The organism is Bradyrhizobium sp. BTAi1, from assembly GCF_000015165.1.
Taxonomy (GTDB): domain Bacteria; phylum Pseudomonadota; class Alphaproteobacteria; order Rhizobiales; family Xanthobacteraceae; genus Bradyrhizobium; species Bradyrhizobium denitrificans.
Genome location: NC_009485.1, coordinates 1 through 12,002, shown reverse-complemented (window position 1 = coordinate 12,002; position 12,002 = coordinate 1). Strand labels below are relative to the sequence as shown.

General features: G+C 65.4%; 9 protein-coding genes. 1 reads left to right on the top strand and 8 read right to left on the bottom strand.

The genetic code is table 11. The features are described from left to right. Positions 1–18: 18 nt before the first annotated feature. Positions 19–351 carry an N-acetylmuramoyl-L-alanine amidase gene (locus BBTA_RS00050; RefSeq protein ID WP_041750232.1) on the top strand — a complete coding sequence of 111 codons (333 nt, stop codon included), beginning with the start codon at positions 19–21 and terminating at the stop codon, positions 349–351. A gap of 17 nt (positions 352–368) precedes the next feature. Here the strand turns inward: BBTA_RS00050 and BBTA_RS38000 are convergent, their stop codons facing one another. From BBTA_RS38000 to dnaA, 8 genes are all read right to left on the bottom strand, one after another. Then, entirely contained in the window at positions 369–1,106 is a 738-nt protein-coding gene (locus BBTA_RS38000; protein WP_011942538.1) for a lysozyme inhibitor LprI family protein, read from the bottom strand. A 40-nt stretch (positions 1,107–1,146) separates the two neighbouring features. Continuing rightward, entirely contained in the window at positions 1,147–3,585 is a 2,439-nt protein-coding gene (gyrB, locus tag BBTA_RS00040) for a DNA topoisomerase (ATP-hydrolyzing) subunit B (RefSeq protein ID WP_011942537.1), read from the bottom strand. 334 nt (positions 3,586–3,919) lie between these two features. After that, positions 3,920–6,061 (bottom strand): hypothetical protein, encoded by a 2,142-nt coding sequence (locus BBTA_RS00035; protein WP_041750231.1) that lies wholly within the window; start codon positions 6,059–6,061, stop codon positions 3,920–3,922. Positions 6,062–6,146: 85 nt separating this feature from the next. Then, a protein-coding gene (locus tag BBTA_RS38530) for an IS5 family transposase (protein WP_148221378.1) occupies positions 6,147–6,919 on the bottom strand; the annotation gives its coding sequence in 2 pieces (ribosomal slippage) (positions 6,147–6,586 and positions 6,586–6,919; 774 coding nt in all). 112 nt (positions 6,920–7,031) lie between these two features. Then, the gene (gene recF / locus BBTA_RS00020; RefSeq protein ID WP_011942533.1) at positions 7,032–8,168 is read right to left on the bottom strand and encodes a DNA replication/repair protein RecF; all 1,137 of its coding nucleotides are present in this window, start codon (positions 8,166–8,168) and stop codon (positions 7,032–7,034) included. 63 nt (positions 8,169–8,231) lie between these two features. Continuing rightward, on the bottom strand, positions 8,232–8,519 hold the full coding sequence (locus BBTA_RS00015; protein ID WP_011942532.1) for a GIY-YIG nuclease family protein: 288 nt from the start codon (positions 8,517–8,519) through the stop codon (positions 8,232–8,234). A gap of 71 nt (positions 8,520–8,590) precedes the next feature. After that, positions 8,591–9,709 carry a DNA polymerase III subunit beta gene (gene dnaN / locus BBTA_RS00010; protein WP_011942531.1) on the bottom strand — a complete coding sequence of 373 codons (1,119 nt, stop codon included), beginning with the start codon at positions 9,707–9,709 and terminating at the stop codon, positions 8,591–8,593. A 295-nt stretch (positions 9,710–10,004) separates the two neighbouring features. Beyond that, positions 10,005–11,432, bottom strand: coding sequence for a chromosomal replication initiator protein DnaA (gene dnaA / locus BBTA_RS00005; RefSeq protein ID WP_011942530.1), 1,428 nt, complete (start codon positions 11,430–11,432; stop codon positions 10,005–10,007). Positions 11,433–12,002 lie beyond the last annotated feature (570 nt).

Below are 12,002 nucleotides of genomic sequence, written 5' to 3'. Positions count from 1 at the left end.
TTCACGGTGGGAGCTGTCATGATCGAAGTCGTCACGGTATCGGAACGGAAGGCACGGGAGACCGCACGGCGGCAGCGGGCGGCTGATGCCGTCATGGTTGAGCTGAAGGCATTCGCGCAGCGATGCGGCGGCCACTTCAGCGTCTTTGGATCGGTCGCGCAGCAGCGCCTGTCATTCGACAGCGATTTTGATGTCATTGTCGATATCCCGCCCGAGCAGGAGGTCGCTGCCGTCGAACTCGTCGAGGATCTTTGCCGCCAGCATGGTCTTCCGACCGACATCCGACTCAAGTCTCACGCCAACGAGCGGCTGCTCGCGCGCGTCGCGGATTATGCGGTGATCCTGCCGTGAGCGACAAGCTACAGACGTTACGGACCCCCACACATATGTTGTGAGTCCGGCATGATCCAGGAAGTCCGGGATGTCAGGTTGGTCGCAGAATATTCTCGTCCGCGATTATCGCCAGGCGGGCAATTTCTGGGAATCGACGAAAGGCAGAGCAGCACCTGGTCGCCTATGTGCGAGCGCGCGACGTCTTCCTCATAGCCGTAGGAAATTTGGTAGATATCGTTTGTGTATTTGACTGCCGTTCCGCTTACCTCGTCGTCTTTGGAGAGAGGAAATTTTAGCGTCTCACCAAAGCGTCCGGTGATGGAGGCTATTTGTGTTCGCGTGCAATGGCCGCGCATCTGCGGCAGCTTTTCGTCCATCACCGCGGGATGCACTTTCGCATAGTTCAGACGATATTCGCCGATCCATGGTGGGACGGGTACATTCGATCCCATTTCTCCGAACAACGAGATTGCTTTGACCTGCGCATCAAGAATGCAAATTTGCTCCGCGCCACACGCGCGCCTGTCGTCGAGACGTTCCTTTGCGCTGGTCTTTACGTCTGCAGCATCGGCCTTCTTTGCCGTAAGCGCTTGCTTGAACGCGATCGCGACTGCCTGATCGAGTTCGGCGAGATGGTCATCTTCGCAGATCAGCTTTTCGTCAGACGATTTTGCGCGCGAGCAATCGAAACTTGGACTGGTCGCGCTCGCAGGCGCATGGCCAAGAAGCAAAGGGAAGAGCGCCGGCGAGAGTTTCTTCAAGCTGATAGCCATCTCGGTAATTCCCGGGGAGCCCCCGATACGGCTGGCAACGCTACACGTCTACATTCGCCGACAGCGAATTGTCCTGGATGAATTCGCGGCGCGGCTCGACGACGTCGCCCATCAGCTTGGTGAAGATGTCGTCGGCCTCGTCGACCTCCTTGACCTTCACCTGCAGCAGCGTGCGCGCCTCGGTATCGAGCGTGGTTTCCCAGAGCTGCTGCGGATTCATCTCGCCCAGCCCTTTGTAGCGCTGCATGGCGATGCCCTTGCGGCCGGCATCGGTGACGGCCTCGAACAGGTCGATCGGGCCGTGGATCACGGTCGGTGCGTCGCCGCGGCGCAGGAAGCCGGGCTTGGCATAGGCCTCCTGCAGGCGCGCCGCGTAGTCGTCGAGCTTGCGCGCATCGGCAGAGGCAAGCAGGGCATCGTCGATCACGGCGACGTCCTTGACGCCGCGCACGGTGCGCTCGAAGGTGAAACCCTGGCCTTCGACGAAGTGACCGATCCAGCCGCGTTCGACCTCGTCGGCGAGCACGTCGAGCCGCTTGGCGATGTACTCCGCCGCGGCATCGGCAGTGGCGATGTCACGGGTAATGTCCGCGCGCAGCACGCCAGCGATCGCGGCCTGCTCGACGACCGTGCGGTCGTAGCGGCTGTGCAGGTTGCGCAGGATGTTGCGGACGATGCGCGCCTCTTCGACGAGCGCCAGGAGGTCGCGCCCCTTGCGTTCCTCGCCCTCCGCGCTCTTGAACACGCAGTCGTCGAGGCCGGTGCCGATCAGATAATCCTCCAGCGCGCGCTCGTCCTTTAGATACTGCTCGGACTTGCCGCGCGTCACTTTGTAGAGCGGCGGCTGCGCGATGTAGAGATGGCCGCGATCGATGATCTGGCGCATCTGTCGGTAGAAGAACGTCAGCAGCAAGGTGCGGATGTGGGCGCCGTCGACGTCGGCGTCGGTCATCACGATGATCTTGTGATAGCGCAGCTTGTCGATCGAGAAGTCGTCGCTGATGCCAGTGCCGAGCGCCGTGATCAAGGTGCCGATCTGCTCGCTGGACAACATCTTGTCCGGACGCACGCGTTCGACATTGAGGATCTTGCCGCGCAGCGGCAGCACGGCCTGGAACTCGCGGTTGCGGCCCTGCTTGGCGCTTCCGCCGGCCGAGTCACCCTCGACGATGAACAGCTCGGACTTGGCCGGATCCTTTTCCTGACAGTCGGCGAGCTTGCCCGGCAGCGAGGCGATGTTGTTGAGCGGATTCTTGCGCGTCAGTTCGCGCGCCTTGCGCGCCGCCTCGCGAGCGGCGGCGGCCTGGATCACCTTGCCGACGACGGTCTTGGCCTCGGACGGATGCTCCTCGAACCACGCCGACAGCGCTTCGTTGATGACGTTCTCGACGACCGGGCGCACCTCCGAGGACACCAGCTTGTCCTTGGTCTGCGACGAGAACTTCGGATCTGGCACCTTCACGGACAGAACGGCGGTCAGCCCCTCGCGGCAGTCGTCGCCGGTCAGCGCGATCTTTTCCTTCTTGGCGTGGGCATCCGCGTAGCCGTTGACCTGGCGCGTCAGCGCGCCGCGGAAGCCGGCGAGATGGGTGCCGCCGTCACGCTGCGGGATGTTGTTGGTGAAGCACAGCACGTTCTCATGATAGCTGTCGTTCCACCACAGCGCCGCCTCGACGGTGATGCCGTTGACCTCCGAGCGGACCATGATCGGGGACGGCACGATCGCCTTCTTGTTGCGGTCGAGATATCTGACGAACTCCTCGACGCCGCCGGAATAGAACATCTCCTCGCGCTTCTCGACCGCGTGGCGCATGTCGGAGAGCACGATGTGGACGCCGGAGTTGAGGAAGGCGAGCTCGCGCAGGCGATGCTCGAGCGTCGCGTAGTCGTATTCGACCATCTTGAAGGTTTCGGTCGAGGCGAGGAACGTCACCTCGGTACCGCGCCGGCCCTGTGCCTCGCCGACCACCTTGAGCGGCGCTACGGCATCGCCATGGGCGAACTCGATCAGGTGCTCCTTGTCCTCGCGCCAGATCCGCAGCTGCAGCTTGCTCGACAGCGCGTTGACGACGGAGACGCCAACGCCGTGCAGACCGCCGGAAACCTTGTAGGAGTTCTGGTCGAACTTACCGCCGGCATGCAGCTGGGTCATGATGACCTCGGCTGCCGACACGCCTTCACCCTTGTGGATGTCGACCGGAATGCCGCGGCCGTCATCGCGCACCGTGACGGAATTGTCGGCGTTGAGCACCACCTCGACGCGGCTCGCATAGCCGGCGAGTGCTTCGTCGATCGCATTGTCGACGACCTCGTAGACCATGTGGTGCAGGCCGGAGCCGTCATCGGTGTCGCCGATATACATGCCCGGGCGCTTGCGCACGGCATCCAGGCCCTTCAACACCCGGATCGATTCAGCGCCATAGTCGTTCGCGGTTGCAGGCTCGTTGTCGGCGATGGTTTGCCGGGCGGGTTCGGTCATGTGAGGCCTTTGAAAGGATCCCGAGGAGCGGTGTCGCGCGAGGGTGCTGAGAGCATTCTTTGTGCCATGAAAGAGGGGACGCGCCTAGCGCAAAAAGGCGTATCCTAAGATATTGAAGAAATGGGTTTTTTTAACGTTTTTTCAAGCCGCCCGAAGGCCTCGTTGGGGCCGCGCGAAAGGCCGATTCGGGCGCGATTTTTGCGGCTGCTTGAAAGCACCTGGCGAGGCCTCGCCGAAGGCCTCTCAAAGACCGCAGGCCGCCCATTGGGCGGCCTGCGAGGGGATCGGTCTCGGTGGTCGCCGTTCGGCCGTGGGCCGTGGTGCCAGCGGACCGTCAGTACAGCGGCAGCGGGAGGGCCCGGCCGGTCGGGCCGACCATCAGGCCCCAGGTATCGCCGGCGCCGAGCGCGATCGTATCGCTGACGGGCGCGCGGCCTGCGATCTTGATCTCGTAGCGGTATTTTCCCGGCGGCAGATCGAGCAGCGGGCCCTTGGGCGTCTTCGGGCTGCCGATGCCGGCCGCGATCTTCACCGTCTGCTTGTTGATCGTCAGCACGGCGTCGGCGTCACCGACATTGCCGAGCATCAGCTTGGACTGTCCCGGCTTGGGCAGGATCTCGGCCTTGGCCGCGGCGTCCGCGTTCTTCTGCACCAGGTTGACCGAGGTCTCGCCTCTCGCGCGGCCCAGTGTCAGCACGGCCGGCCCCTGCGGCGAGGCGAAGGCGAGCCGGGCGCTGTCGACGCTGATCTGCGCGCTCTGCGGCGTCTCCTGCCAGCCGAGCTTGGCCAACTCGCTACGGTAGAACGCTACGACGGCTTTCAGCTCTGCCGGCACGCTCGCTTCGAGCTCGAGCCGCACCGGCGTGTCGATGCCCGGCGCCTTGGAGCGGCCCATCGAGGTCGCGCTGCGCTCCTTCGGGACCGGCAGGGCCGAGCTGGGATCAGCCTCGAGCGGCGCGGCAGCCGGGGCGGGCTGCGCGGCGGCCGTCGGCCCGGCGGCCGCGACGAGACCAGTACCGTCGGCCGTCACGTTCACCTTGGGGCCCATCTGCATGATCGTGAACGCGACCGCCTTGCCTTTCGTGGAGAACTCCAGCCGCGCCATGGTCGGATTGTCGATCACGGTCGGCGCCTCCTTCCAGCCGGCAGGCTTCAGGGTCGCGCGGTAGAAGCCGGTGAGCGCCCGCACCGATGAGGTCGACTTGAACTCCAGCCGTCCCTGGCTACCGTCGAACTCCACTGCCTCGGCGGTCTCGGGCAGCGGGATCGGCGCAGGATTGCCGGCCAGCGCCTTCAGCGGCGCGTCCGACATGGCGCCGACCTGCGCGCTGCGGCGCGCCTCGTCGGCGGCGATCACCTGCTTGGCCATCGCGGCGGCATCGGCCATGAACCTGTCGTCGGCGTCCTTCTTGGCCTTGGCGCGCGCGGCCAGCGCCGCCTCGGTGGCGCGCACCGACAGCTCGACCATGGTGAGATCGTAGTTGCGCGACAGCCTCAAGGTTCCGGTCTCCTCGGCAGAGGCCACCTTCAGCGTCACGTCGTTCGCCGTGCCCGGTGCGGCCGCCTCGATCCGCCAGCCGCGTGCCGGCAGCTCGCGCGTGTAGAAGGCAAGTACGGCCGGCAGCTCGGCGATCACGGCGCCCTTGGCCTGGCGGCTCGGCGACGTCGCGCCGCCGAGACTCTGCGACCACTTCGTCGGCTTTGGCATCGGCAGGCCCGCCCGCTCCTCACCAGCCTCGAGTTCGGCGGGAAGCGCGAACGGCGCAACCCGGACCTCGACATTGGTCCTGCCGTCGTCGCGCCGGGTCAGCGTCAGCATCACCGGGCTCTGGCGGCGAGAGCCGTCGTTGTCGTCACGGCCGTAGAAGGCTCGCACGCCGCCCGGCATGGTCTCGCTCAGATCGGCATTCGGCCAGCGCGCGGCGGCCTCCGGCGCGAGCGGCTTCCAGCCGATTGCGATCATGTCCTTGGCGTAGAGGGCCTTCGCCGCGTCGAGCGCCATCGGCACGACGCAGGACAGATACGGCCGCGTCTCGTCGAATACGAGGTCAACGGCCCCGTCGGCAAACGGCAGGTCGGCGTAGATGCGCTGCGGCGAGTAGGTCACGTCCGACTGGCCGGGATGGCCGGCGCTTCCGCTCAAGTAGACCGTCAGTCCCTGCTTGCCCTTTTTGTAGTTGAGCAGGGCGCTGCGCTCATCGAGCGGGCGGACGTAGCGCACCCAACCGTCGGCAGCGAGCAGCTGCTGTGTCGCCGGGTTCGCTGCCGCGGCCAGCATCGGGACCCGGTAGACGACGCGGTAGCGGTCGGGACGCGACGTGTCCTCGACCGCGCCGTCGAGCCGCGGGAGTCCGTGCACGTCGACGATGGCGTCATCGGCATGCGCGGGAACGGCGCAGCCCGTGAGCAGCAACAGTCCGCATGCGAACAGCCGCAGCCGCGGCCCGGCGATGGCCTGCCGCCATAGCTCTGTCATCACAGATCTCCAGGACCATGTTCGGGCGCGGGGCGCGCCGGGCTTTGGAGCACGCCGGCGGGAGCTGCGTGTCATCCAACGACAGCTAGGTCGTGGACTCAAACCGCATCCAGAGGCGGGTTGAGGCGAGCAAGACGGCGGAGAGGAAATTGCGAGCGCTCTTATCGTAGCGGGTCGCGATGCGGCGGAAATGCTTCAACTTGTTGAAGAAGCGTTCGATCAGATTGCGCTGTCGATAGAGAGCAGGATCGACCGAACGCTGAACCTTGCGGTCGCGGCAGGTTGGGATGTGAGCGCGCCCGCCACGGCTTTCGACCAGATCGATGAGGGCTCGGGCATCGTAACCGCGGTCGGCGACCAGATCGCGCCCCGGCTCGACCGCTTCGATGAGGGGCGGCGCCACGGTCTTGTCCGAGGACTGGCCCTGCGACAGCACAATATGGACCGGCATGCCGGCCTGATCGACGATGGCGTTTATCTTGGTGCTCAGTCCTCCACGAGAACGGCCGATGGCGTTATCCGGGCCCCCTTTTTACCACCGGCGGCGTGCTGGTGAGCGCGGATGATCGAGGAGTCGATTAACTGCAATGACTGTGGAGACTTCGCTGCCAAGGCCTCAAATATCTGCAGCCAGATGCCCTTCTTGGCCCATCGATTAAAGCGATTGTAGGCTGTTGTGTAAGGGCCATAGCGCTCAGGCAGATCGCGCCACGGCGTGCCAGTGCGCAAGACGAAGAAGATGCCGTTGAGCACCTTGCGGTCATCCGGCCGCGGCCGGCCGTTCTTCTTGCCCTCCGCTCCAGGCAACAGCGGCGCGATGATTGTCCACTCCGTGTCTGAAAGGTCGAAGCGAGCCATCGGGACCTCCTCTTTTGGGAAGCCTTGAATCACTCCGCCCCGTCACCCGCAAGGGGTTTGGGTACAGGACCTAGTCGAGGCTGGAAACCAAGAGGTTCAACGCCGGAGCGAGCTACCGTCGCGCGCTGATCCGACCGCCTTCGACGTCGAAGATCTCGCCGAGCTCGCGCAGCTCGGCAAAGGCCGCGGGATCCGCCCCGGTCAGCCATACCTGGGCACCGAGCGTGCCGAGCTCGGCGAACAACGCGGTGCGGCGGCCGGGATCGAGATGGGCGACGATCTCGTCGAGCAGCAGCATCGGCACGATGCCCGTGGTCTCGGCGACCAGGGTCGCATGCGCAAGGATCAGCCCGATCAGCAGTGCCTTCTGCTCGCCGGTCGAGGCATCGCGCGCCGGCATGCTTTTCGGCGCATAGATGACGTGGAGATCGGTGAGATGCGGGCCGTCAAGCGTGCGCCCCGCCGCGGCATCGCGCGCGCGGTTGTCGCGCAGCAGTGCGCGATAGCGGTCTTCGACGGCGAGCGCGGGCTCGGTCAGCAGCGCATTCTCCATCCAGCCGGCGAGCGCGATCTCGGCGGATGGGAATGCGGAGGCTTGTCCGCGCTGGCGCAGCATCGCGGCGAGCTTCACCGCGGTCTGGCCGCGGCTCGCGGCGACGGCAACCGCGAGCTCCGCCGTCTCGCGCTCGATCGCGTCACACCAATGGTCGTCGAAATTGCGCACCTCGAGCAGCCGGTTGCGCGAGCGCAACGAGCGCTCCAGCGCCGAGACGCGGCTGGAATGTTCGCTGTCGATGGCGAGCACCAGGCGGTCGAAGAAGCGGCGGCGCTCGGAGGCTGCGCCCATGAACAGACCGTCCATCGCCGGCGTCAGCCAGACCATGCGGATGTGGTCGCCGAACGCGGCCGCCGAGCCGACCGGCTCGCGGTCGATGCGGCAGCGCCTGACAATCGCGGCGTCGTTGCGCGGCGGCTCGATGCCGGTGCCGAAGGTCGCCAGTCCCAGCGCGCCCTCGATCTCCGCCGAGATCGCCCAGGAGCCGTCGCCCTGATTGTCGGCCACGTCTTCCAGCGTGGCGCGGCGCAGGCCGCGGCCGGGCGCGAAGAACGAGATCGCCTCCAGGCAATTGGTCTTGCCGGCGCCGTTCGCTCCCACCAGCGCGACCATGTCCGCCTGCACGCTGACGCTGGCCGCGCGATAGCTGCGGAAATGCGTCAGCGCGAGGCGGTTGATGCGGGAGGGGGTCATGGGAAGAAGTTACAAGCCCAGCTTTGTCATTGCCGGGCTTGACCCGGCAATCCATCGTCCGCGTCAGCGGACTATTTCATCATAAAGATCGCGCCAGTCCGGATTACTCGCGACGATGAGGTCGATCTTCCATTCACGTGACCAGTGCTTGATGTTCTTCTCACGCTGCAATGCTGCGGCGATCGTCTCATGCGCCTCGAAATAGACCCGCCGCTTGATGCCGTAGCGTCTGGTGGAACTCTCGGCGAGACCTTCGCGGTGCTCATAGACGCGCCGAATAAGATCGTTGGTCACGCCGATATAAAGCGTGCCGCCGGGCTTGCTGGCGAGTATGTACACCCAGTTGGCCATTTGTTGAGATGGATGGCCGGGTCAAGCCCGGCCATGACGAGTTAACCTGAAAGCTCGCAGCGGGCGTGAGGTCACACCCGCATCGGCATCAGCACGTACAGCGCGTTCCGGTTGTCGCGGTCCTGGATCAGGGTTGGCGAGCCCGGGTCGGCAAGCCTGAGCACCGCGACCTCGCCCTCGATCTGGGCGGCGATGTCGAGCAGATAGCGCGAGTTGAAGCCGATATCGAGCGCGTCGGCGGCGTATTCGACCTCGAGCTCTTCGGTCGCGCTGCCGGAATCGGGATTGGTGACCGACAGCACCAGTCTGCCGGGGGAGAGCGCGAGCTTCACGGCGCGGCCGCGCTCGCTCGAAATGGTGGAGACGCGATCGACGGCAGCGGCGAAATCGGCCTTGTCGACGATCAGTTCCTTGTCGTTGTTCTGCGGAATGACGCGGCCGTAATCCGGGAAGGTGCCGTCGATCAGTTTCGATGTCAGAACGACCTGGCCCAGCGTGAAGCGGATCTTGCCCTGTGACAGCTCGATCCTGATCTCGCTGTCATTGTCCTCGATCAGGCGCTGCACCTCGCCGACGGTCTTGCGCGGCACGATCACGCCCGGCATCTCGGCGGCGCCGGCGGGTTGCGGCAGGTCGACCTGGGCGAGGCGGTGGCCGTCGGTCGCCACCGCGCGCAGGCTCGGCTGCTTGGCCGTGCCGCCGGCATGCAGATAGATGCCGTTCAGGTAATAGCGCGTCTCCTCGGTCGAGATCGCGAATTGGGTCCGGTCGATCAGGCTCTTGATGTCCTTGGCGGGAACCCCGAAGGCATGCGTCATGTCGCCCGCGGCGAGATCCGGGAAATCGCTTTCCGGCAGTGTCTGCAGGGTGAACTTGGAGCGGCCGGCGCGGATCGCGAGCACGGCGCGCTCACCATCGCTCTCCAGCACGATCTGCGAACCATCCGGCAGCTTGCGCACAATGTCGTAGAACATGTGCGCGGGCACGGTGGTCGCACCCGCGGTAGCGGTCTCGGCCGCCAGCGTTTCCGTCACTTCGAGGTCGAGATCGGTCGCGCGCAGCGAGAGCCGCGCATTCTCGGCACGCACCAGCACATTGCCCAGGATCGGGATGGTGTTGCGCCGCTCGACCACCCGGTGGACGTGGCCCAGCGACTTCAGGAGCTGCGCGCGTTCGACGGTTACCTTCATTGCACTACCCGCCCGTTCCCAACTGAGCTTGTCCTGGAATGCCGGCGGGCTGAGCAGCGCCGCGGCCGATGGCACCTCGCGCCCGAACGGCGCTTGGTCAGCGTCCAGGAGCGTGAGGGGGAGGCGTAAAGTGGCGCGGATGAGGCCCGAGCGCAAGGGATGGCGGGCCGATTTCCCATGTTTCGGCAGGCGCTTCCGCGATCCGGAGGCCAGGTCCGAGGGGACGTCTGAAGGGCATGAAGACCACGGCTGGGGACGGACCTTCTGTCCGCTCCCCCGGGCCGTGCGCGCTCGTTCAATCCTGAAGCTGGCGCTTCAGCGCCTCGACCTCGTCGTTCAGCGTCGTGTCCTTCCCGACCAGCGCCTCGATCTTGCGGACCGCATGCAGCACGGTGGTGTGGTCGCGACCGCCGAAGCGGCGGCCGATCTCGGGCAGCGACCGCAAGGTCAGCGTCTTCGCCAGATACATCGCGACCTGGCGCGGGCGGACGACGTTGGCGGTGCGCCGCGACGACAACAGGTCGGAGCGGCTGACATTGTACTGCCGCGCCACGACGCGCTGGATGTCCTCGATCTTGATCCGCTTCGGCTCCTGCGGCCGCACCAGGTCGCGAACCTCGCGCTCGGCCATATCAAGCGTGACCGGCTGGTTGTTGAGCTTGGAATGCGCCAGCAGACGGTTGATGGCGCCTTCGAGGTCGCGACCATTATGGGTGATGGAGCGGGCGAGATAATCCAGCACCGGCTCCGGCACGTCGAAGCTGGCATGATGGGCGCGCGCCGCCGCGACGCGCGACTTGAGAATGCCGAGCCGCAGATCCTCGCCCAGCGTGGCCATCTCGACGACCAGACCGCCGGCGAGCCGCGAGCGGACGCGGTCGTCGAGGCTTTCGAGATCGGACGGCGGGCGGTCGGCCGCGATCACCACCTGGCGTCCGGCATCGATCAGCGCATTCAGCGTGTGGCAGAACTCCGCCTGCGTGGACTTGCCCTGCAGGAACTGCAGATCGTCGATGACCAGCACGTCGATGCCGCGCAACGCCTCCTTGAACGCCAGCGCCGTCTGCGATTTCAGCGCCGCAACGAAGCCGTACATGAACTTCTCGGCGGTGAGATACAGCACCTTGCGCTCGCCGCCGGCATTGCCGGCCCAGGTCACGGCCTGCAGCAGATGCGTCTTGCCGAGGCCGACGCCGGCATGAATGTAAAGCGGGTTGAACATCACGGGATCGCCGCGGCGGCCGTCGGCGACCTGGCGGGCGGCGGCATGGGCGAGCGTGTTGGCGCGGCCGACCACGAAGCTGGCGAAGGTCAGGCGCGGATCGAGCGGCGAGCCGCCAAGCGCGTCATGGCTGGCCGCGACCGGCGTCATCACCGGCGCACGGGTGTCGGCAGGCTTGGCGTCACCGCGCTCGGCGCGGCGCGCTTCGACGGCGACCGGCGCCTCCTTGGCGGGCGTTGCGCAGCGCATGGCGGTGCGAACGGAGAGATCGATGCGATGCACCTCCGGCATCTCCGCCTGCCAGCAGGAGAGCACCCGCTCGGCGTAATGTGCCTGGATCCAGCTCTTCAGGAAACGCGTCGGCACCGACAGATGAACGCTCTCATCCTGCACGGCTTCGAGGTCCATCCGCGCAAACCAGCTCGTATAGACGTCCTCGCCGACGGTCGAGCGCAGCCGACCCTTCACGCGAGACCAGCGTTCCTGTTCCGAATTTGTCATGGCAGTCGCAACTTTTCGAATTGAGTGGTGGTGTCAAGTGATCGCCGGGCAGATGTCCTGAAACGGAATCGCCAGCCGCGGCGAGACCTCGAGCGGAGGCTCAACTCCAGACATAGCTTCGCCGTTCAGCGCGCACGCTGTCGGGCAGATCAATGCTGGTCGAGGAAGTGTCTCCGCGAGGTCAGCGCATACTCCGATGCGCGATGAGGAGGGGAGGACCGATGGCCGTGCTGGGGGTGTCGACCGCTAAGGGTGCGTGATCCGGAACCGGTGTTCTGTGTCCAACCGTGATGTGTCCGTAAAGCATGCAACCTCCCCGCCTCGCCGTGATTGCTCACGGCAAGTTGTCATCTCGCACATGTCCCAAAGGCAGCCGCGTCCGAACCCCAAGATTCAGCCGCTACGCCATACATCCCGTCCAATTGTCCACCCACTGAGCGAAGCTGTCGTAAGCTCCAGCCGGGTCGACCCTTGCCGTATTTCTCTTGTTCAAAACGGCACAACGATGATGTTGTGCCCGAGAAATTTCGACAATGATCAGCCGCTACCCATAATGACTATGGATACCGA